This is a genomic window from Streptomyces sp. NBC_01017 (assembly GCF_045162795.1).
Classification (GTDB): Bacteria; Actinomycetota; Actinomycetes; order Streptomycetales; family Streptomycetaceae; genus Streptomyces; species Streptomyces machairae.
In genome coordinates this window covers 7,683,469-7,705,515 of the sequence record NZ_CP108683.1, presented here as the reverse complement: position 1 = coordinate 7,705,515, position 22,047 = coordinate 7,683,469, and the positions used below count along the sequence as shown (strand labels likewise).

Sequence of the window (22,047 nt, the reverse complement as noted above, 5' to 3'; positions counted from 1 at the left end):
TGAAGTTTTCGGCGGGGTTTCGGCGGGGGTTGTTTTGAGCGCGGATGCCACGGGGCTGCGGCTGCGGTTGGCGGATCTGACGGCGACCGGGCAGGGCGGTCTGCGTGCGGCCGTGGGGGAGTTCCGGCGCAGCGAGGTGCTGGTGCCGGTGGTGGATGACTCGCTGCTGTCGGTGGCTGCCGGCGGGGTCCGATGGCTGTTTGCGTTCACGGATGACGCGGCGTTGGCGCGCTTTGCGCAGGCCCGTGGTGAGGCGGTGCCGGAACGGCTGCCGGTGTACGGGGCGCGTTTGCTGGACCAGGTGGTCCCGGAGGTGGCGAAGGCGGACGGCGGGCCGGTCGGGATCGCGGTGGACGCGGGCAGTGCGGCGGGCCTGGTGCTGCCTCCGGCGAAGGGAGTTGTTCCGGACGCGGCGGCTGTGGACACGGTTCAGGACTCTGAAGGGGTGGACACGTGAGCGGCGGGGACGGCTACCGGGTCGATCCGGAGGCACTGGAGCGGATCACCCGGGGCATCAACCTGGCGATCGACGAGCTGAAGGAGCTGGGCTTCGACATCGAGGCGGCCCAGGGCCGAGGCTTCGACGACCTGGAGCTGGCCGGTCTTGAGGTGGGGGATGCGAACCTGCGCCAGGTGTTCGCCGACTTCTGCGAGCGGTGGAGCTGGGGGGTGCGCTCGATGATGCAGGACGCGAACGGGTTCGCGCAGCGGCTCAACCTGTCGGCGGGGCTGTATCACGAGCAGGAGCAGTACGTCTCGAACACCGTGAAGACGGTGTGGACGGCGGCGGCGGGCAACCCTTACCTGTCCGAGGAGGAGGTCGAGCAGCGTTCCTGGTCGCAGACGTTGAAGGACAACTCCGTGTCCCACTTCATGAACGCGGACTACAGCGCGGAGTCCCTGCAGGCCGGCGACCAGGCGGCCCGGCAGGCCTGGGCGCAGGCGAAGGAGGACCTGGAGACCTCGACGGTGACCCCGGACGCCCCGTTCGATTCGCGGACGGACTGGCAGCCTGACGGCCCCGAGGCCTCGGCGTTCGGGGAGGTTGAGCGCTGATGGGCCTGGGGGACATGGTCAACGACCTCGGGGACGGCCTGGAGAGCGCTGTCGACGGCGTGAGCGCGGGCGTCGGGGAGGCCGTCGACTGGGGCGCGGACAAGGCGGCGGACGGCCTGTCGGCGGTCGGCGCGGACGGCGCGGCCGAAGGGGTGCGTGACTTCGGGGAGGGGGTGAACAACCGGCTGGGCGGCGATGTCGCCGAGCGCCGGCTGGGAGAGAGCGAGGACCCCAAGGAGCTGGTCCACGGCAGCCCGCAGGCATTGGAGGCACGGGCCCGGCATCTGCGGGATTTCTCCCGGGCGTTCGAGAGCGTCGGCCAGGGGATGCGCTCGCTGGACGGCGAGGGCTGGCAGGGCAAGGCGGCGGACGCCTTCCGCGAGAAGTTCGACATGCATCCCAAGCAGTGGCTGACGGCGGCCGACGCCTGCGAGGCGGCGGCCAAGGCGCTGGAGGCGTACGCGGACACGGTGCGCTGGGCGCAGGGGCAGGCGCAGACGGCGATCGACGCCTACCGCACCGCGCAGGAGGACAGCCGGCGAGCGGTGGATGCGCACAACGCTCAAGTGACGGCGTACAACCAGGCCGCCGACCGGTACAACGCGGCCGCTTCGGCGGGACGCAACCCGGGCCGGAAACCGACGGAGCCGGGCGCCTTCGTCGACCCGGGGGCCACCGGCCGACGGGAGGCCGAGGAGATCCTGGCCGAGGCGCGCCGCCAGCGCACCGACGCCGCCCGCGACGCGCAGCGCCGGGTGGCCGCCGCGCTGGAGACGGCTCCGCCGAAGCCGGAGTTCACCGACCGGTTGAAGGCCGACGCGGCGGACGCCGTCGTGAGCACGCAGCTGAACCAGGCCCACGTCCTGGGCGGTCTCCTCAAGGGAGGCGCGGACCTGGTGAAACTGGTCCGCACCGTCAACCCGATGGACTCCTACAACATCACCCACCCCGGCGAGTATGTGAAGAACTCCAACATGCTGCTGGCCGGCCTGGTGAGCACCGCCGCCCATCCCGAACGCCTGCCCAAGGCCGTCATCGGCAGCGGCTGGAGCAGCGACCCGGGTGACTCCCTGGGCTACCTCGCCTCGAACCTGATCGGTGGCAAGGGCGCCACAAGCATGGCCCGGGGGGCTGCGCGAGGGGCCGCGGAGGGTGCGGCGACGGGAGGAGCGCGCAGGAGCGTCGGCCAGGCGATCAAAGATTTCGCCAGGGAAAAGAAGTGCAAGTGGTTCGGCGACCCCATCGACATGGCCACCGGCCGCATGGCGCTGCCGCAGACCGACGTCACCCTGCCCGCCAGGCTGCCCCTGTTGTTCTCCCGGCAGTTCGAGTCGTCGTACGAGGCCGGACGCTGGTTCGGCCCGAAGTGGACCTCCACCGCTGACCAGCGCCTGGAGATCGACGCCGAGGGTGTCATCTTCATCCGCGAGAACGGCGCACTACTGGCCTACCCGCACCCCGCCCCCGGCGTGCCGACCCTGCCGCTTGAGGGCGGCCGATACCCCCTCACCGTCGACGCCTACGGCGACTACGCGATCACCGACCCCGCGGCCGGCCGCACCTGGCACTTCGCGGCCCCGGGCGGCGACGGCGACGGCATCGCCCTGCTGGAACAGATCACCGACCGCTCAGGCCAGTGGCTCACCTTCGAGTACGACAACGAGGGCGCCCCCACGGCGATCGTGCACTCGGCGGGCTACCACCTCACCATGGAGACCACCGAGCACCGAATAACCGCCCTGAGACTGGCCGAAAGCACGGCGGACAGCGGCGGCGACGTCGAGTTGGTCCGCTTCGGCTACGACGAGCAGGGTCACCTGGCGGCAGTAACGAATTCGTCCGGCATACCGACCCGTTTCACCAACGACGAACTCGGCCGCATCACCGCCTGGACCGACACGAACAACTCGTCCTACCACTACGTCTACGACGACCAGGGCCGCTGCACCTCCCAGTCGGGCGACGCCGGCCACCTGCGCAACACCTTCGTCCACGGCGACATCGACCCGCGGACGGGCCACCGGACCATCACCGCAACCAACTCCCTGGGTCACAGCACGCGTTACCTGGTCAACAGTGACCTGCAGGTGGTGGGCGAGACAGGTCCCGACGGAGCGACGACCCGCACCACATACGACCGCTACGAACGCCCGCTGACGGTCACCGACGCCCTCGGCCGCACGCAGAGCTACGCGTACGACGAGGCAGGCCGCATGGTGATGGCCGTCCGCCCCGACGGCCGCTACACCAGCATCGGCTACGACGACCAGGGCCTGCCCGTGGCCATGGCCGGCCCGGACGGTACCCACGTCAGTCAGCAGTTCGACGCCTTCGGCAACCGCACGGCCGTAACCGACGCGTCCGGGATCACGACCCGCTTCGGGTATGACGACCTCGGTCACCTGGCGGCGATCACGGACGCGATGGGCGCGACGAGCACGGTCCGCTGCAACCCCGCGGGCCTGCCCCTGGAGGTCACGGACCCGCTCGGCGCGGTGACCCGCTACGAGAGGGACGCCTTCGGCCGCCCGACCACGATCACAGACCCGACGGGGGCGGTGACCCGCCTGGAGTGGACGGTGGAGGGCCGACTGTCCCGCCGTATCACCGCAGACGGCGCCACGGAATCGTGGACGTACGACGGCGAGGGCAACTGCACCACCCACACCGACGCCATGGGCGCCGTCTCCCGCTACGAGTACACCCACTTCGACCTGATGTCGGCTCGCACCGGCCCGGATGGGGTGCGCTACGAGTTCGCTCACGACACCGAACTTCACCTGACGAAGGTCACGAACCCGCAGGGTCTGACCTGGTCGTACGAGTACGACGCGGCCGGACGGCTGATCGCGGAGACGGACTTCGACGACCGAAGGCTGACGTACGAACACGACAGTGCAGGCCAGTTGACCGCCAGCACCACGGCTTCCGGCCAGACCACCTACTTCCACCGGGACGTACTGGGCCGTGTGGAGAGGAAGGGCGCGGCCGGAGCGGTCACGACGTACGCGTACGACGCAACGGGTGGCCTGGTCCGGGCAGTCGGCCCGGATGCGGTCCTGACGTTGCAGCGGGACGATTCCGGCCGCCTGATGTCCGAGACGGTCAACGGCCGCACGCTCACCTACACCTACGACGTCCTGGGCCGCCGCACCGGCCGCACCACACCGACCGGCGCGATCAGCACCTGGGCCCACGACGCGGCGGGCAACCGCACGGAACTGACCACCGGAGGCCACACCCTCGCCTTCACCCACGACGCGGCCGGCCGCGAACTGACCCGCCACATCGGCGAAGCCCTCACCCTCACCAACGCCTTCGACCCCCTGGGCCGCCTGACGAAGCAGGAACTCACCGGACCGGGCGACACGCGCCTCCAGCACCGCGCCTACACCTACCGCGCCGACGGCAACCTGACCGGCATCGACGACGACCTGAACGGCACCCGCCGCTTCGACCTGGACACGGCGGGCCGGGTCACCGCAGTCCAAGCCTCGAACTGGACGGAGTCCTACGCCTACGACGCGGCAGGCAACCAGACCCGAGCCGCCTGGCCGGACTCCATGCCTGGCCAGGAGGCAACCGGCGATCGCACTTACACCGGCACCCGAATCACGCGCGCGGGCAATGTCCGCTACGAGCACGACGAAGCCGGCCGGATCACCCTGCGCCAGAAAACCCGCCTGTCCCGCAAACCGGACACCTGGCGCTACACCTGGGACGACGAGGACCGCCTCACCTCCGTCGTCACCCCCGACGGCACTACCTGGCGCTACCGCTACGACCCCCTGGGCCGCCGCATCGCCAAGCAACGCCTCGCCGCCGACGCCGAAACCGTCCTGGAACAGGTGGACTTCACCTGGGACGGCACGACCCTGTGCGAACAGACGACGCACACCCCCGGCACCGACCAGTCGGCCATCACCCTCACCTGGGATCACCAAGGCATACGCCCGTTGACCCAGACCGAACGCAAGACGGCGGGCGACGCGTCTCAGGATGAAATCGACCAGCGCTTCTTCGCGATCATCACCGACCTCGTCGGCGCCCCCACCGAACTCGTGGATGAGCACGGTGACATCGCTTGGCGTACACGCCGCACCCTCTGGGGCACCACCACCTGGGACCGCAGCGCCACTGCCTACACACCCTTGCGCTTTCCGGGGCAGTACTTCGATCCCGAAACCGGCCTCCACTACAACTTCCACCGGCACTACGACCCCGAGACGGCTCGCTACACCACCCCGGATCCGCTCGGACTCGCACCAGCCCCCAATCCAAACAGTTACGTTCACAATCCTCACACCTGGTCCGACGCCCACGGCCTCGCACCATGTCAGGTGGGTCAGGTTCTGGGGGACACATCCAAGCTCCAGGGATGGATCCCCACTCAGGTGCCCGCGGAGTCCAAGGCAGTGCTGCAGGACATCCGGCAGTTCGGAGTCGAAGCGCAAGGCGCTGGACCACAGCTCATGGGCCCGTCAATGCCTCGGACGTTCGAGAACAGTGGTAGGAGCGGCGGCTACAAACTCCCGGAATTTGACAGCACCGGAAAGCCCATTCACTACACGGAATGGGGGACCGTGCAGTCAGCGCAGAATCCGAAGCCCGGCGGGGAGCGCATCATCACCGGGTCGGACGGCTCGGCATACTACACTCCGACCCACTATCAGACTTATATCGTTATGGAGGCTGGTCGATGAGTGGACTGTCATGGTGGGCCGAATCGCCCCCCTGGGTGCACGTCATCGCAAGCGATTCACAGGTCACGGCTACAGAAGCCCTGCCACCAAACGGTGCCATCTTTGCTGCCAGATTGCACGGCCAGGACATGGCCGACGCGGACGGCGTCTTCACGCAGTTCTATGAGAGCTTCCGGCTGCCGGACTACTTCGGCTGGAACTGGGATGCCCTATATGACTGCCTGTCAGATCTCAATTGGATTCCGGCCACGCGATACATCTTGATCATCGAAGGCTCCGAGAACGTCCTCTCTGGGAGCATGGAGGAGCGGTCGATGTTTTTCCGAACCCTTCTTAGATCTGCTGAATCTTGGGCTAGTCGACCGGAATTCCCAGAACAACCGAAGAGTACATTCCACGTCATTTTCGTGTGTGATTCCGGAGCGCGCGACGAACTCACCCGAGAGACTCGAGAGCTGACGTGAAAACTCGACGCGGCGTCCGGCCCTGACGTGTGGTGATGGCGAGAGACCGCCGCATCCTCACCGGAGACCTCGCCGCCGACCCTGACAGCTGACACCAGGCATCGCTGGGGCTCGGGACAACTGTTGAACAAACGCCCATCCATCTGCCGCTACCCCGGAGCCGATTCAGTAGGCGATGGAAACGGAGGCTCACCGACGTGTCTGAGAAGGCAACTCTGAGCATCCTGTCCGTCGAATCGGTCACGCCCAGCAGCCCCGCTGCGGCGGACAGCGCAGTCGTGTGCGTTGTGCGCTGCATCGAAGGGACTGCACAGCTGGGCATGGAGTTGCACCGCCTCGCCCCGTGGAAGGGGACGGCGAGCCCGCTCACTCTGGTCGCCATCGAGTGGTACGGCCGGCAGGTCGACCAACTGGACACCATGCACTCGGCGAAGGTCACCCTCATAGGTGCAGGAGCGGACAGCCTGGCCGTCTGGGGGGTCCTGGACTCCGCCCCGGACGCGAGTGAATCGCCATGAGCGGGGCAGCCCACGAACACCAAGAAAGCCCGACCCAGGAGACCTCCTGGGTCGGGCTTTCTTCCGTTAGGCGGTAGCTCAGACCCCAGCGCGCTCCGGCTCATCCGAGCCCGAGCCCGAGCCCGAGTCCGAGTCCGAAGTCGCAGCCGGCGTCGGCTGTGCAGCCACCCCGGCCTTCTTGTCCCGCTTCGCCTGCCGCTTCTTCGCCCGCCGTTCCTTCCGAAGCTCCACCATCGCGTACAGCGTCGGTACGAGGAGGAGGGTGAGGAGGGTCGACGTGATCAGGCCGCCGATCACGACCACGGCCAGGGGCTGGGCGATGAAGCCGCCCTCGCCGGTGACGCCCAGGGCCATGGGGAGGAGGGCGAAGATCGTTGCCAGGGCCGTCATGAGGATGGGGCGGAGGCGGTGGCGGCCGCCCTCGATCACGGCCTCCACGACACCGTAACCCTGGCTTCGGTACTGGTTGATGAGGTCGATCAGCACGATCGCGTTCGTCACCACGATGCCGATCAGCATCAGCATGCCGATCATCGCGGGGACGCCCATCGGGGTGCCGGTCGCGATCAGGAGGCCGATCGCGCCCGTTGCCGCGAACGGGATGGAGACCAGCAGGATCAGGGGCTGGATGAGGGAGCGGAAGGTCGCGACCAGGAGCATGAAGACGATCGCGATCGCCGCCAGCATCGCCAGGCCCAGGTTGACGAACGCCTCGTCCTGGTCCTCGGACACACCGCCGATCGAGGCCGTGGCACCGGCCGGGAGGGTCAGCGAGTTGACCTTGGACTGGAGGTCCGCGCTCACCGCGCCCGTGTTGTCGCCGGTCGGCTTGGCGGAGATCGTGGCCGCGCGCTGGCCGTCGATGCGGGTCATCGAGACCGGGCCGTCCACCAGCTTGACGTCAGCGATGTCGCCGAGCTTCACCGGACCCAGGCTCAGGTCCTGAAGCTGCTTCAGCGTCGTCGCCGGCTTGGCCGACTTGATGACGACGTCCCGCTCAGTGTCGTCGAGGGTCGCCTGCGCCGCCGTGTTGCCGCGGACCGCCTGGGCGACGGCCAGACCGAGGGTCTGGTCGTTGAAGCCGACCGCGGCCGCCTTGTCGTTGGCCTTCACCGAGATACGCGGCACGCTCTGCGCCAGGTCGCTGGTCACGTCCGTGACGTCGTCCAGGCCGGCCACCGCCTCGCGGACCTGCTCGGACGCCTTGCGCAGCACGTCCCCGTCGGCCGCCTTCACGACGACGCTCAGGTCCTGGGCGCCGAAGCCGTCACCGGCCGCGATGGTGGTCGTACCGATGCCGTCCAGCTTCTTCAGGCCCGCCTCGACGCGGTCCTGTACGTCCTCGTACGACGCCGAGTCCTCCAGCATCACCTGGTAGGACGCCTGATTGGTGTCGGTGCCGCCGCCGAAGGCCGCCATGAAGCCGGACGAGCCGATCGTGACCTGGTAGTCCTTCACGCCCTTGGTGTCGGCGAGCAGCTTCTCGACCTTCTTCGCCTGCTCGTCGGTCGCCGACAGGCTGGTGCCCGGCTTCAACTCCTGCTTGACGGTGAGGACTTCCTGCTCGCCCTGGTCGAAGAAGTTCGTCTTCAGCAGCGGCGCCATGCCGAACGTGCCGATGAGGATGACGATCGCGAGCAGCACGCTGGTCAGGCGGCGGCGGGTCGCGAAGCGCAGGACGGGGACGTAGAAGCGCTGGAGCCTGCTCTTCGCCTCCTTCTCCTCCGCGATCCGGCGGGCTTCGGCAGCGTCCTCGGGGGTGCCCTTCGGGGCCCGCAGGAACCAGTACGACAGGACCGGTACGACCGTCAGGGACACGAGCAGCGACGCCAGCAGCGCGGCCGTCACGGTCAGGCTGAACGAGCCGAACAGCTCGCCCACCATGCCGCCGACGAGGCCGATCGGCAGGAAGACGGCGACCGTGGTGAGGGTGGAGGAGGTGACCGCGCCGGCGACCTCGCGGACCGCCTTGAGGATGGCCTCCTGGCGCTCCTCGCCGTAGCCGAGGTGCCGCTTGATGTTCTCCAGGACCACGATCGAGTCGTCGACGACGCGGCCGATGGCGATGGTGAGCGCGCCGAGCGTCAGCATGTTCAGCGACAGGTCGCGCGTCCACAGGACGATCAGGGCCAGGACCACCGACAGGGGGATCGAGACCGCCGTCACCAGCGTCGAACGGATCGACGCCAGGAAGACCAGGATGACGAGGACCGCGAAGAGCAGGCCGAGCGCGCCCTCGGTGGTCAGGCCGTCGATGGACTTCGAGACCGCCGGGCCCTGGTCGCTGACCACGGTCAGCGTGGCGTCGGAGCCGAGGTCCTTGCGCATCTCCGCGAGCTTGTCCTGGACCGCGTCGGAGATCGCGACCGCGCTGCCGTCGCGGTCCATGGTGACCGCGATCGCGAGGGACGGCTTGCCGTCCGTGCGCGTGAGGGAGTCGGCCGGGGCCTGCTGCTGCTCGACGGTGGCGACGGAACCGAGGCGGACCGGCTTCTTACCGGAAGCGTCCGCACCGCCGCCCGCGCCGCCCGAGCCGGTGACCCTCAGGTCCTCGATCTGCTGCAGCGAGGTGAACCCGCCGCCCACCTGGACGGTGCGGTTGTCGCCGCCCTCGTCGAAGGAGCCCGCCGGGACGGTGGCGCCGCCCGCCCTCAGTGCCTCGGAGAGGTCCGCCGAGGTCAGGCCCGCCTTCGCCAGCTTCGCGTCGTTGGGGGTCACGGTGACCTGGAGGTCCCGCACGCCGTCGACGGTGACCTGGCCGACGCCGTCGATGTCCTTCAGGTCCGGCACGACGGTCCGGTCGAGCTGGTCGGCGAGGGCCTGCTGGTCACGGCCGGAGGTGACGGCGAGGACGACGGTCGGGATGTCGTCCGTGGAACCGGCGATGACCTGCGGGTCCACGTCGTCCGGCAGCTGGGCGCGGGCCCGGTTGACGGCCTGCTGGACGTCGGCGACCAGCTGCTGGTTGTCGGGGCCGTAGTCGAAGGACGCCATGATCACGGCGTTGCCCTCGCTGGCCGTGGAGGTGACGCCGGTGATGCCGTCGACGGCTTCGAGGCTGTCCTCGATCGGCTCGACGACCTGCTTCTCGACCACGTCCGGCGCGGCGCCCTGGTACGGCGCCAGCACGGACACCATGGGCAGTTCGATGGAGGGCAGCAGCTGCTGCTTGAGCTGGGGTATCGCGATGGCGCCGAAGACGATCGCGATGATCGACATCAGCCCTATCAGGGCGCGCTGGGCGAGGCTGAACTTCGACAGCCAGGACATGGTTCAGGGTCTCTCTTCTGTGAGCGGCAGAAGCGGCAAGGAAGGCCTGGAGCAGGCATGGGTCAGGCGTGGATCAGGCATGGAGCAGGCATGGATCGGGCAGGGCGTTCACGGCACGCTCGTGAGACACGCTTGTGCGGCACGGATGAGCACCCGCCCCTACACCCTGAGCCATCGGGGAGCCCGGTTTCGTAGGCCGCAGGTCCCGTTCCTTATCCGGCGCATACTCCGGGCGCAGTACACCCGGGTCGAGCTCACTCCACCCTTGGACGTACCAGCCCGGACTCGTACGCGATCACCACGAGCTGCGCCCGGTCGCGGGCGCCGAGCTTGGACATGGCCCGGTTGACGTGTGTCTTCACGGTCAGCGGGCTGACCGCCAGCCGCTCGGCGATCTCGTCGTTGGAGTGCCCGCCGGCGACCTGGACCAGGACCTCGCGCTCCCGGCCGGTGAGCGCGCCGAGCCGCTCGGCGCGGGCCGGGTCGCGGTCGTCGTCGGCGCCGTCGCCCTGAGCGAGGAAGCGGGCGATCAGGCCCTTGGTGGCGGCCGGGGAGAGCAGGGCCTCGCCCCCGGCGGCGACGCGGATGGCGGCGAGGAGTTCGTCGGGTTCGGAGCCCTTGCCGAGGAAGCCGGAGGCGCCGGCGCGCAGCGACTGCACGACGTAGTCGTCGACCTCGAAGGTGGTCAGTATGACGACGCGGACCTGGGCGAGGGCCGGGTCGGCGCTGATCATGCGGGTGGCGGCGAGGCCGTCGGTGCCGGGCATCCGGATGTCCATCAGGACGACGTCCGCCCGCTCCTCCTTGGCCAGTCGCACCGCCTCCGCGCCGTCGGACGCCTCGGCGACGACCTCCATGTCGGGCTCGGAGTCGACCAGCACCCGGAAGGCGCTGCGCAACAGGGCCTGGTCGTCGGCGAGCAGGACACGGATCGTCATGCGGGGTCCTCTCCGTGCCCTGGTGCGGGGCGGTGGGGGCGTTCAGTTGTCATACGGCGTCGTCGGCGGCGCGCGCACGGCTCTTGACCGGCAGGATCGCATGCACGCGGAAGCCGCCTCCGTAGCGGGGCCCGGTGGTGAGGGTGCCGCGCAGGGCGGTGACACGCTCGCGCATGCCGAGCAGGCCGTGGCCGCCGCCGTCGATCGTGTCGTCCTCGCCGGCCCCGTCGTCGAGGACGGTGATCTCGACGTTCGGTCCCACGCGGACGACGCTGACCTCGGCCTTGGCGGCCGGGCCCGCGTGCTTCTGCACGTTGGTCAGCGCCTCCTGGATGACGCGGTAGGCGGCCAGGTCGACGGCGGCCGGGAGCGTGGCGTCCTGGTCGGCGCGGGCGACCTCCACCTGGAGGCCCGCGCTGCGGAAGGTGCCCACGAGTTCGTCGAGGCGTACGAGGCCGGGAGCGGGCTCGGTGGGGGCCTCCGGGTCGCCGGACTGCCGCAGCAGGCCGACGGTCGCGCGGAGTTCGTTGAGCGCGGAGCGGCTGGCCTCGCGTACGTGCGCGAGGGCCTCCTTGGCCTGGTCGGGCCGCTTGTCCATGACGTGGGCTGCGACGCCGGCCTGCACATTGACCAGGGCGATGTGGTGGGCGACCACGTCGTGCAGGTCCCGGGCGATCCGCAGCCGCTCCTCGGCGACGCGGCGGCGGGCCTCCTCCTCGCGGGTGCGCTCGGCGCGTTCGGCACGTTCGCGGATGGCGGTGACGACGGCGCGGCGGCTGCGGACCGCGTCGCCGGCAGTGGCGCCGATGCCGGTCCAGGCGAAGATGGCCAGGTTCTCCTGGGCGTACCAGGGCAGGGGGCCGGCGAGCATCGCGGAACCGGTCAGGACGGTGACGGTGAGCAGGCCGACGCGCCAGGTGGTGGTGCGGTCGGTGGTCGAGGCGACGGTGTACAGGGCGATCACCGCGGACATGGCGACCGGAGCGCGGGGGTCGCCGGTGACGGACTCGATCAGGGAGACGGTGCCGGTGACCGCGAGGACCGTCATGGGGGCGCGGCGGCGGAAGACCAGGGCCGCGGCGCCGAGGGTGATGAGCACCAGGCTGAGGGTGTCCGGGGTGCGCAGACCCCAGGTCACGCCGTTCTTCCCGTGCGGGTCCACGAACGAGCCGGACACCATGCACACCAGTACGCCGACCGCCAACGCCGCGTCCAGCGCCATGGGGTGCGCCTTGAGATGCCGCCGGACGCGTTCCCCTGCGGAGCTTGGAACGGGGGCCAACTGGAGGTTCCTCGTGTCATGTGCCCGGCGCTGCGGTGTGCGTCGTCCGGGGGCTGCCGCCCCCGGACGCCCGCTTCGGCCCTGAACGGGCCTCGTCCTCAAACGCCGGACGGGCTGGTGTGACTCAACCCGGGATCAAGCCGTCATCGCTCAGCAGCTCCCGGACCTCCTCCAGCGTCGCGTCCGGCGACGGGAGGATCAGTTCCGACGGCTCCAGGGAGTCGTCGGGCAGGGGCTCGCCCAGTTCGCGGACCTTCTGGAGAAGGGCGTGGAGGGTCGCGCGAAAACCTGGGCCGTCGCCGTTCTCCATTTCCTCCAGGAGCACGTCGTCCAGCTTGTTCAGCTCGGTGAGGTGGCTGTCGGCCAGACTCACCTGCCCCTCCCCCATGATCCGTACGATCATGTCGCCCTCCTCGGCGATGGGCTCGCCCCGTCTCCGGGGGACTACTGCTTGTCGAAGCGCGGGGTGTCCTTCGGCTGCTGCTGGGACTGCGACTGGGACTGGTCGGTGCCGCCCTCGATCGCCTGCTGCGACGAGGAACCTCCCGCCAGTTCCGCCTTCATGCGCTGCAGTTCCAGCTCTACATCCGTACCACCGGAGAGCTGGTCCAGCTCGGCCTGGATGTCGTCCTTGTGCATGCCGGACTGGTCGTCGAGGGCGCCGGAGGCGAGGAGTTCGTCGATGGCTCCGGCACGGGCCTGGAGCTGGGCCGTCTTGTCCTCCGCGCGCTGGATCGCCAGGCCGACGTCGCCCATCTCCTCCGAGATGCCGGAGAAGGCCTCGCCGATGCGGGTCTGGGCCTGGGCGGCGGTGTAGGTGGCCTTGATCGTCTCCTTCTTGGTGCGGAAGGCGTCGACCTTCGCCTGCAGGCGCTGGGCCGCGAGGGTGAGCTTCTCCTCCTCGCCCTGCAGCGTCGCGTGCTGTGTCTCCAGGTCCGTCACCTGCTGCTGGAGGGCGGCGCGGCGCGAGAGCGCTTCGCGGGCCAGGTCCTCACGGCCCAGCGCGAGCGCCTTGCGGCCCTGGTCCTCCAGCTTCGTCGACTGCTGCTGGAGCTGGTTGAGCTGGAGTTCCAGGCGCTTGCGCGAGGTGGCCACGTCGGCTACGCCGCGGCGGACCTTCTGGAGCAGCTCCAGCTGCTTCTGATACGAGTAATCGAGGGTCTCGCGCGGGTCCTCGGCCCGGTCAAGGGCCTTGTTCGCCTTCGCGCGGAAGATCATCCCCATACGCTTCATGACACCGCTCATGGGCTTCGCGCGCCCCCTTCTGACGGACTCCACTCCAGCACCTGCGACAGAACCCACAGTACGGGCCCTGCATCCATTACCGCACTGTTCGGGGACGGATGCGCTCATCCCCAAGGACGACTGCGTACGCTCCCGCTCCGGCGTAAGGAGTAGGTGACTCCCGGGTGCCGGCCCGGTGCCGCCCACGTGCCTTCCTCATGGCCGTCGGAGGAACCGTCCGCAACGTCCCCTCTGTCCCCCTACGACGACTGGCGTTGCCGGATCGTTCCCCACGGAGCTGGGGTCCAACCCCTGGCACCCCGTACCCTTGGGTTTTGTGTTCCGTAGCCGCGCGAAGGAAGAGAAGGCCCAGTCCGCCGACAAGGCGCTGGTGACCGACTCCAATGAGACCCGTCACCCCGAGGCCCCGAAGGGCCGGCCCACGCCCAAGCGCAGCGACGCCCAGTCGCAGCGTCGAAGCGTGGCCAACACCTCGATGACGCGCAAGGACGCCGCCAAGCGGCAGCGCGAGGATCGCCGTGCCGCCCTGGCGAAGCAGCGTCAGGCGCTGGCCGGGGGCGACGAGCGGTATCTGCCGGCCCGTGACAAGGGTCCGGTGCGCAAGTTCGCGCGTGACTTCATCGACTCGCGCTTCAACATCGCGGAGTTCTTCCTGCCGATGGCCGTGGTCATCCTGGTGCTGAGCATGGTCCAGGTGCCCGCGCTGCAGAACATCGCGCTGCTGCTGTGGCTGATCGTGATCGTGCTGATCGTGCTCGACTCGGCCGTCACCGGCTTCCGCCTGAAGAAGCGGCTCGCCGAGCGCTTCCCCGACGACAACAAGCGCGGCGCCGTCGCCTACGCGCTGATGCGCTCCCTCCAGATGCGCCGGCTCCGGCTGCCGAAGCCTCAGGTCAAGCGCGGAGAGCGGCCCTGAGCGCAACTGCCTTTTCCGGGGGTGCGGCGGATGCGTGGCTCGACAAGCTGGGCGGGCTGCGTGATGTCGTACGACAGGAGCTGGTGGGCCGCCAGCTCGACGAGCAGATAGCCGGGCGGTTCCCCGTCGGGCAGCGCTTGCGGGTGCTCGACGTCGGGATGGGCCAGGGCACGCAGGCGCTGCGCCTGGCCAGGGCCGGGCACCAGGTGACCGGCGTGGAGCAGGACCCGAAGATGATCGCCACGGCCCGCGAGGAGCTCGCCGGTGAGCCGGAGGGGATCCGGGAGCGGGTGCGCATCGTCCAGGGCGACGGTCGGGACACCGGCGTCCACTTTCTGCCGGGCAGCTTCGACGTCGTGCTCTGCCATGGCGTGCTGATGTACATCGACGAGCCCGATCCGCTGCTGGCCGGGCTGGCCCGGATGCTCGCCCAGGGCGGGCTGTTGTCGCTGCTCGTCCGCAACGGCGACGCCCTCGCCATGCGGCCGGGGCTGGCCGGGGACTGGCCCGGCGCACTGACCGCCTTCGACACGACCGCCTACCGCAACCGGCTGGGCCTGGACGTACGGGCCGACCGCCTGGCCGACCTGACGTCGACACTCGCGGGAATCGGGGCACCGCTGCACGCCTGGTACGGAGTGCGCGTCTTCACCGACACGGCCGCCGACGGGGCGCAGACCCCGCCGGACGTGGAGACCTTGCTGGCGGTCGAGGAACGGGCCGGCAAGACGGACCCCTACCGGAGCGTGGCGGCACTGCTGCACCTGTGCGGGGTGCGCGGCTGAGCCGGCCGGGGGCCGGTCCCTGAGGACGTGAGCGTGACGCCGGAGTCGAGGCCCTTGCTCGTCTCGGGGAGCCTGGCCCGTCCGGGCACGTGACGGCGCGGGTCGGCGCGGGCTGCTGCTCGACGGCGTCCACGACACCCGGACGGACCCGACCGCCTCCCGGAAGGGCCCCGCCTCCCTCGCCGCCAAGGGCTTCGCCCCAGGAACCCGGTCGCTGAACACGGCGAGCGTGACGCCGGAAGCGACATCGCTTGGGCGTCTCGGCGAGCCTGGCCCGTCGGGGCGCGTGACGGAGTGGGCCGGCGACGACTGCTCGACGGCGCCCACAGCACCGAGGCGGAACCGGCCGCCTCCCGGAAACGCCCCCGCCCGAGGCGCGGACCGTCAGGTCAGCTCGTTCGGGTGCGTAGCGCAGGACGGGTTCCTGGCCCGCGGGGAGACTCGGGGCATGGATGCTCGGCGTTCCCGTACCGCGCGGCTCGGTCTTCCGGTTGTCGGGCTCTGCTGCTGTCTCGGGGTGTTCTCAGGTTGTTCCGGCTCGTCGGCATCGGGCGGGCGGGAGGGCTCGACCACGCAGGCCGCGCAGGCCGCCGTTCCGAAGGCGCTGACGGCGACCGAGGATCTGCAGGACGGCTATCTGAAGGTGATCAGGGACGTCCTGCCGTCGGTCGTGCAGATCCAGGCAAGGAACGATCTCGGATCGGGTGTCGTCTACGACGACCAGGGACACCTCGTCACCAACGCACACGTCGTCGGGGACGAGAAGACCTTCCGCGTGACGATCGCGAACCGCGAGGACGAAGTCACCGCGCGGCTCGTCTCCTCGTACCCGCAGCAGGACCTCGCCGTCCTCAAGCTGGACGACATGCCGGACGGGCTGAAGGCGGCGACGCTCGGGGACTCCGCCAAGGTCGAGGTCGGACAGATCGTGCTGGCCATGGGCTCGCCGCTGGGGCTGTCGTCCAGCGTGACGCAGGGCATCGTCTCGGCGACCGGACGGACCGTCACCGAGGGCAGCGACAACGGCGGTACGGGCGCGACGATCGCCAACATGGTGCAGACGTCGGCCGCCATCAACCCCGGCAACAGCGGCGGCGCCCTGGTGAACCTCGACGGCCGGGTCATCGGCATCCCGACCCTCGCCGCCACCGACCCCGGCCTCGGGGACAGCGCAGCGCCCGGCATCGGGTTCGCCATCCCGGCGTCGACGGTGCGGACGATCGCCGACCAGATCATCAAGGACGGCAGGGTCACCGACTCGGGCCGGGCGGCGCTCGGCATCACGGCCCGTACGGTCGTGAACGACGACTACCAGGCCGCCGGCGTGGCCGTCGTCAAGGTGCAGACGGGCGGGGCGGCCGACAAGGCCGGTCTGGCACCAGGGGACATCATCACCCGGCTGGGCGACACGGACATCACCACCATCACCTCGCTGTCCGAGGCGCTCGCCGCCGACAGGCCGGGCGAGCGGACGAAGGTGACGTACACCCGCAACGGCAGTGAGAAGACGGTGGATGTGACGCTGGGTGAGCAGTGACGGAGGTGGGCGAGGGCCACAACGCCCCCGCCCCCGTGAGCGTTACGCGTCGGCGTGCAGGCTCATCGGCCCGTAGATCTCCGTGGAGTCCTCGAGCAGCCGTACCTGGTCCGCACCGCCTTCGAGCAGTGCCTTCCAGTGCTCCCCGATCCACGACTCGGCGTCCCCCTGGGTGGTGAACTCCTCGGGCTGCACCGCGGGCTGGATCTCCGCCCCGTCGGCCTTCTCGAACCGCCACGTCCATGCCGCCATGTACGCCTCCAAGGTGTCGGCACGTGCAGAGTAGGAGCCGGATCAAGGTCCGGCTCCTGTCCTGAGCCTAGCCGGATGCGCGAGACCTGCGCCGACACGCGAAAATCGGTTCTGTGGAACTCACTCTGCTCGGCACCGGTGCCCCCGCGGGACTCCCCCGCCCCGACTGTCCGTGCGCGGCTTGTGCGAGCGCGCTCGGGGATGATGCGCGGGCGGCGACCGCGTTGCTCGTGGACGGGGCACTGCTGCTCGATCTGACGCCCGGGGCGGCTTTCGCGGCGGCCCGGGCGGGGCGCTCGCTGGGGAACGTACGGCAGGTGCTGCTGTCGCATCCGCACAACGGGCCCGCCGTCGAGGTGCCCGCCGGGGTGCCGCAGCCCGGGCGGGTGCCGGACGGGCGGGAGTTGGCGCTGCTGACGGGGCATCGGGTGCGGGCGGTGGCGATGGACCACCCGGGCACGGGGTACGCGGTGACCGGCCCGGACGGACAGCGGCTGCTGTATCTGCCGCCGGGGGGTGCACCGGCCGGGCTGGAGAACGGGGCCGTCGGGATGTACGACATGGTGGTCGCCGATGTCGTGGGGCGCCCGGACGCGCTGGCCAAGCTGCGGGCGGTGGGTGCCGTCGGGCCGACGACGGATGTCATCGCCGTACATCTGGATCACGACGCGCCGCCGGGTGCCGAGCTGCGGCGGCGGCTGGCCGCGGCGGGGGCGCGGGCGGTGCCGGATGGGACGACGCTGGAGGTGGGGGCGTACGAGGACGTGCCGGACGTGCCGCGGCGGACTCTGGTGCTGGGCGGCGCCCGGTCCGGGAAGTCGGTGGAGGCGGAGCGGCGGCTGGAGGCGTTTCCCGACGTGCTGTACGTGGCGACCGGGGGCACCCGGGGCGGGGACACCGAGTGGGCGGCGCGGGTCGCCACGCACCGGGAGCGCCGGCCGGGGTCGTGGCGTACGACCGAGACGTGCGACCTGGTGCCGCTGCTGGCCGCGGAGGGGCCGCCGCTGCTCATCGACTGTCTGTCCCTGTGGCTGACGGACGCCATGGACGCCGTCGGGGCGTGGGACGACGCGGTGTGGGCGGAGGGCGGGGAGAAGGCACTGCGGGAGCGGGTGCGGGAGTTGACGCAGGCCGTGCGGGCCACCCGGCGGACCGTGGTCGCCGTGTCGAACGAGGTGGGGTCGGGGATCGTGCCGGCGACGGCGTCGGGGCGGCGCTACCGCGACGAGTTGGGACGGCTGAACGCCGCGTTCGCCGGGGAGTGCGAGCAGGTGCTGCTGGTGGTGGCCGGGCAGGCGTTGGTGCTACGCGGCTGAGGGCGGTGGGGTCGGCCGCACGATCGGCAGTGTGGCCGGTGGTGCGGTCGGCTGGGCGGTCGGCTCCTTGCGGGCGATGACGCGGTACGTGTTCGACAGGCGGGTGCGGCGCACCACGGGGGCCAGGAGGTGATCGAGCGCCCAGGCCACGCCGACCAGGGGTGCACTCACGCGGGACAGGGGCGCGGGCAGAAGGTGCGTCAGCACCCGTGAGGTGAAGGCCGCGAAGTCGTACGGGATGTGCGTGCCGCGGCGGTCCGCCGAGAGCACGGTGCAGCCCAGGGCCTGGAGCTCCTCGCGGAGGGTTTTCAGGGGCAGCAGGTGCAGGTGGCCCGGGCGGCTGTGCGGGATCCACCACCTGCCGAGCAGCAGGGCGAACACGCCCCGCGGGTTGGGCAGTTCGAGGAGGAGGTGGCCGCCCGGGCGCAGGACCGCGAGAGCGGCGCGCAGTTCCCTGCGGGGGTCCTGGGCGTGTTCCAGGTGGCGGAACATGCTGACGATGTCGTAGCGGGCGCGCAGCCGGGCCGTGATGCGGGGGTCCGTGAGGTGGCCGACGTGGGCCTCCTCCACCCGCTCGGCGACGCGGGCGTCCAGGACGCGGTGGGTCAGGTCGAGGCCGTCGAACGCCGTGTACGGGAAGAGTTCCTTCGCCACGTCCGGGAAGCGGGCGTATCCCGTGCCCACGTCCAGCCAGCTCTCCGGCTCGGGGAAGTCCAGCGCCACGCGGGCCGCAGCTCTCAGGTGGCGGTACGGCAGCCGTGTGAGTCGCAGGTGGCGGGGGGCGTAGGTGTGCTCCCGGCATCTGGCGAGGGTGAACGCACAGTCGGTGCGGTGTCGTTCGGAGGGGGCGGTCGCGGTCATGGGTGGCTCCCGGGCGCGAGGGCGTACGCGGGGGGCGTACGGCTGAGGCGGACGGCGGGTGGTGCGAGCATGCCCCGACAATCCACGGCAAAACGGAACGTATGGGATGGCGATCTTGGGTGCAACGACGTCGCTCGGACGGGGTGGGGCCGTGGCGGAGCCCGAGGTGGCCATGGGGCGCCGTTCTGTTCGACCGGTGCCGGTACTGTTCGGCGAATGAGCTCGCTTAATCTCGACGACTTCACTGATCTGATCGAGCGCCCCGACGGAGGGGTGCGCCGTGACGCAGAGGCGCGCCGTGAGCGTCAGATCGTGCCGCCCGGAGCGCTGGGCCGCCTCGACGAACTGGGTGAGTGGCTGGCGGCCGCGCAGTCCGCGGTGCCGGTGCGGCCGATCGAACAGCCGAGGGTCGTGCTGTTCGCCGGAGACCACGGCGTCGCCGAGCTCGGTGTGTCGGCGCGGGCGGCGGGCAGCGCCGGGGAGTTGGTGCGGGAGATCCTCGAGGGCGGCCGGCCCGTGTCGGTGCTCGCGCGGCGGGCCGGGGTTCCGGTGCGGATCGTCGACATGGCCCTGGACTGCGACCCGGAGTCGCTGCCGGAGGCGGTCGTACGGCATCGGGTGCGGCGCGGCAGCGGTCGTATCGACGTCGAGGACGCGCTCACGACCGAGGAGGCCGAGGCCGCCTTCCGGGCCGGGGTGGCGGTGGCCGACGAGGAGGCCGACTCCGGGACGGACCTGGTGGTGCTCGGCGATGTGAGCGTCGGCGGGACCACGGCGGCGGGGGTGCTGGTCGCCGCGCTCTGCGGGACCGACGCGTCCGTCGTCACCGGGCGGGGCGGACTGGCCATCGACGACCTGATGTGGATGCGCAAGTGCGCGGCGATCCGGGACGCCCTGCGCCGGGCCCGGCCCGTGCTCGGGGACCAGCTGCAGCTGCTCGCGGCCGTGGGCGGGGCCGATCTCGCGGCGATCACCGGATTCCTGCTGCAGAGCGCGGTGCGGAAGATGCCGGTCGTGCTGGACGGGGTGGTCGTCGCCGCCTGCGCCCTGGTGGGACAGCGGATCGCGTTCCGGGCGCCGGACTGGTGGCTGGCCGCGCACAACAGCGGGGAGCCCGGTCAGGCCAAGGCGCTGGACCGGATGGCCCTGGAGCCCCTGCTCGACCAGGGCGTGAAGGTCGGGGAGGGCGCCGGGGGCATGCTGGCCCTGCCGATGGTGCGGGCCGCGGCGGCGCTTGCGGCGGAGCTGCCGGAGCAGCCGGAGCAGCCGGAGAAGCCGCAGGATGCGGAGGACTCGGAGGCGGCAGAGGGTTCGGAGACGGCGGAACCGGCGGAGACCGAGTAAGAGCCGGAGCCGCGGCAGCGGCGAGGAGCCCGGAGCGAAACGGGCGATTCACTCACGAGCGGACATATGATCCCGACTTGTGAGAGCTGACACCCTCGGTCGCTGGGCCCGTGCCGAGTGGGGGGCTCTGTACCTCGCCGCGCGCGGGACCCTGGCCGAGCGGCGGTGGCGGGCCGTGCCGATGACCCTCGGGGCCGTATGTCTGACCGGGGTCGTGCAGTTCGTGCAGAACCGGTCCTGGGGCTATCGGCTCGTGCAGAACCTCGGCGGCGTACGCGCCGAGGATCCGCTGTGGCAGGCGCTGCTGCGGACGCCGCTGTCCCTGTTCGTACCGGCCCTCGACCTGCCGGTGTGGGGTGCTCTCGCGCAGATCCTGCTGGTGTTCGGGATCGCCGAGCTCTGCCTGGGCTGGTGGCGGACCCTCGTCATCGCCTACGTCGCGACCCTCGCCGGCACCCTCTACGCGCGCGTGGGCATCGCGCTCGGCCCCGGCCACCCGATCGGCCTGCCCGCCTCGGACGCACACGTCGTGGACACCGGACCGTCGGCCGCGGTGGTGGGCCTCGTGGTGTTCCTGGGCTGGCGCTACGGCGCGTATGTCACGGCCGGTGTGGTGATCGCGGCGATGGTGGTCGAGGTGGTGCTGGAGGAGAACCTCGCCGGGAAGGAGCACCTCGCGGCCGTCGCGGCGGTCCTGGTGCTGTGCGCGCTGGTGGCCGTACGTCAGCGGCGTTCCAGGGCGCGCGGCGGCTCCACGTCGGGAGCGCCGCCGATCCAGTCCTGAAGTTTGCGGCTGGGGCCCGCCCAGCGCCGGTCGTGGTGGTAGGCGCGCAGCTGGGCCTTGGCACGGGCGCGCGGGCGGCGGCGGTAGAAGCGTTTCGCCCAGGGGGACGTGGGGCGGGCCAGGCGGATGGCGCCGAACAGGGCGATGAAGGGGATGACCACCCCGAAGATCGCGATCCGTGCCTTGCCCTTGGCGAGGGCGATCAGGGCGAGGAGGAAGTTTCCGGCGATGGTGGTGAGCACCGTCCCGCGGCCCTGCGTCTCGTCGTCGGTCAGGTCGTTCACCCCGAAGGGCGCGTAGCCGAGGAGCAGCAGGCCGACCACGGCGGCGGTGAGCACGACCACCTCGACGCTCTTGCGGCCGTCCTCGGTCCAGTACACGTCGTCCAGATGCAGGATCAGCGCGAACTCGTCCATGACCAGGCCCGCGCCGATCCCGAACACCACGGCCGCCGCGGCCGAGCCGAAGCCGCGCTGACCGCCGGCGACCGCGCAGAAACCGCCGATGATCGTGAGGATGATGCCGGGAACGACATGGTGGATGTGGACGGAGCCGGTCTCGATGTTGCGGAAGGGCCCTTTGCCCGCGCGGATGAGGCGGGTGATGACGCGGGTGACGAGGAAGGTGACCACGAAGGCCGTCAGAGCCAGGAGCAGGGGGAGCTTGCCCGGTTCGATGATGTTGCGCTGCCACCAGTCACCCATGGTTTCAGTGTGTCCGGGACAGGGGTGGGCCGCCTGGCGGGGACGACGTCCGGGCTAGTCTGCGGGCGTGTC

At 70.5% G+C, this 22,047-nt stretch carries 19 protein-coding genes; 11 read left to right on the top strand and 8 right to left on the bottom strand.

The features are described 5' to 3' along the window. Positions 1–34 precede the first annotated feature (34 nt). From OG331_RS35365 to OG331_RS35345, 5 genes are all read left to right on the top strand, one after another. On the top strand, positions 35–457 hold the full coding sequence (locus tag OG331_RS35365; protein ID WP_406203914.1) for an SseB family protein: 423 nt from the start codon (positions 35–37) through the stop codon (positions 455–457). Next, positions 454–1,056 carry a hypothetical protein gene (locus OG331_RS35360; protein WP_406203911.1) on the top strand — a complete coding sequence of 201 codons (603 nt, stop codon included), beginning with the start codon at positions 454–456 and terminating at the stop codon, positions 1,054–1,056. Before OG331_RS35365 ends, OG331_RS35360 begins: the two co-directional genes overlap by 4 nt. Next, entirely contained in the window at positions 1,056–5,759 is a 4,704-nt protein-coding gene (locus OG331_RS35355) for a putative T7SS-secreted protein (protein ID WP_406203908.1), read from the top strand. The genes OG331_RS35360 and OG331_RS35355 overlap by 1 nt, the downstream gene beginning before the upstream one ends. Further along, positions 5,756–6,223 carry a barstar family protein gene (locus OG331_RS35350; RefSeq protein ID WP_406203906.1) on the top strand — a complete coding sequence of 156 codons (468 nt, stop codon included), beginning with the start codon at positions 5,756–5,758 and terminating at the stop codon, positions 6,221–6,223. The genes OG331_RS35355 and OG331_RS35350 overlap by 4 nt, the downstream gene beginning before the upstream one ends. A 197-nt stretch (positions 6,224–6,420) precedes the next feature. Continuing rightward, entirely contained in the window at positions 6,421–6,741 is a 321-nt protein-coding gene (locus OG331_RS35345) for a hypothetical protein (RefSeq protein WP_406203903.1), read from the top strand. Between the two features lie 78 nt (positions 6,742–6,819). Here the strand turns inward: OG331_RS35345 and OG331_RS35340 are convergent, their stop codons facing one another. From OG331_RS35340 to OG331_RS35320, 5 genes are all read right to left on the bottom strand, one after another. Further along, complete coding sequence (locus tag OG331_RS35340) at positions 6,820–10,011, bottom strand: efflux RND transporter permease subunit (protein ID WP_406203900.1); 3,192 nt, start codon at positions 10,009–10,011, stop codon at positions 6,820–6,822. A gap of 254 nt (positions 10,012–10,265) precedes the next feature. Next, positions 10,266–10,949, bottom strand: a complete 684-nt coding sequence (locus tag OG331_RS35335; protein ID WP_406203897.1) for a response regulator — start codon at positions 10,947–10,949, stop codon at positions 10,266–10,268. Between the two features lie 49 nt (positions 10,950–10,998). Further along, a complete protein-coding gene (locus OG331_RS35330; RefSeq protein WP_406203894.1) occupies positions 10,999–12,171 on the bottom strand; it encodes a sensor histidine kinase in 1,173 nt (390 codons plus the stop codon). Positions 12,172–12,355: 184 nt separating this feature from the next. After that, entirely contained in the window at positions 12,356–12,634 is a 279-nt protein-coding gene (locus OG331_RS35325; RefSeq protein WP_406203891.1) for a hypothetical protein, read from the bottom strand. Positions 12,635–12,675: 41 nt separating this feature from the next. Further along, complete coding sequence (locus OG331_RS35320) at positions 12,676–13,464, bottom strand: PspA/IM30 family protein (protein WP_406203888.1); 789 nt, start codon at positions 13,462–13,464, stop codon at positions 12,676–12,678. Positions 13,465–13,753: 289 nt separating this feature from the next. Here OG331_RS35320 and OG331_RS35315 point away from each other — a divergent pair, with 289 nt between their 5' ends. From OG331_RS35315 to OG331_RS35305, 3 genes are all read left to right on the top strand, one after another. Continuing rightward, positions 13,754–14,392: a DUF3043 domain-containing protein gene (locus tag OG331_RS35315; RefSeq protein WP_406210501.1), complete on the top strand. Its 639-nt coding sequence runs from the start codon at positions 13,754–13,756 to the stop codon at positions 14,390–14,392. A gap of 83 nt (positions 14,393–14,475) precedes the next feature. Next, positions 14,476–15,177 (top strand): class I SAM-dependent methyltransferase, encoded by a 702-nt coding sequence (locus OG331_RS35310; protein WP_406203885.1) that lies wholly within the window; start codon positions 14,476–14,478, stop codon positions 15,175–15,177. 448 nt (positions 15,178–15,625) lie between these two features. Then, positions 15,626–16,714: a S1C family serine protease gene (locus tag OG331_RS35305; RefSeq protein WP_406203882.1), complete on the top strand. Its 1,089-nt coding sequence runs from the start codon at positions 15,626–15,628 to the stop codon at positions 16,712–16,714. A gap of 42 nt (positions 16,715–16,756) precedes the next feature. Here OG331_RS35305 and OG331_RS35300 read toward each other — a convergent pair whose 3' ends face one another. Then, complete coding sequence (locus tag OG331_RS35300) at positions 16,757–16,966, bottom strand: hypothetical protein (RefSeq protein ID WP_389451733.1); 210 nt, start codon at positions 16,964–16,966, stop codon at positions 16,757–16,759. A gap of 113 nt (positions 16,967–17,079) precedes the next feature. On the opposite strand from OG331_RS35300, the gene OG331_RS35295 reads away from it, so the two are divergent. Beyond that, complete coding sequence (locus OG331_RS35295) at positions 17,080–18,282, top strand: bifunctional adenosylcobinamide kinase/adenosylcobinamide-phosphate guanylyltransferase (protein ID WP_406203879.1); 1,203 nt, start codon at positions 17,080–17,082, stop codon at positions 18,280–18,282. Here the strand turns inward: OG331_RS35295 and OG331_RS35290 are convergent. Beyond that, positions 18,271–19,143 carry a class I SAM-dependent methyltransferase gene (locus OG331_RS35290; RefSeq protein ID WP_406203876.1) on the bottom strand — a complete coding sequence of 291 codons (873 nt, stop codon included), beginning with the start codon at positions 19,141–19,143 and terminating at the stop codon, positions 18,271–18,273. The genes OG331_RS35295 and OG331_RS35290 overlap by 12 nt on opposite strands. A gap of 216 nt (positions 19,144–19,359) precedes the next feature. Between OG331_RS35290 and cobT the strand changes: the two genes are divergently transcribed. Both cobT and OG331_RS35280 read left to right on the top strand, forming a co-directional pair. Continuing rightward, a complete protein-coding gene (cobT, locus tag OG331_RS35285; protein ID WP_406203873.1) occupies positions 19,360–20,487 on the top strand; it encodes a nicotinate-nucleotide--dimethylbenzimidazole phosphoribosyltransferase in 1,128 nt (375 codons plus the stop codon). Positions 20,488–20,566: 79 nt separating this feature from the next. Then, a complete protein-coding gene (locus OG331_RS35280; RefSeq protein ID WP_406203870.1) occupies positions 20,567–21,271 on the top strand; it encodes a hypothetical protein in 705 nt (234 codons plus the stop codon). Here OG331_RS35280 and OG331_RS35275 read toward each other — a convergent pair. Continuing rightward, positions 21,211–21,975, bottom strand: coding sequence for a hypothetical protein (locus tag OG331_RS35275; protein WP_406203867.1), 765 nt, complete (start codon positions 21,973–21,975; stop codon positions 21,211–21,213). The two genes, OG331_RS35280 and OG331_RS35275, sit on opposite strands and share 61 nt — an antisense overlap. Positions 21,976–22,047: the final 72 nt, after the last annotated feature.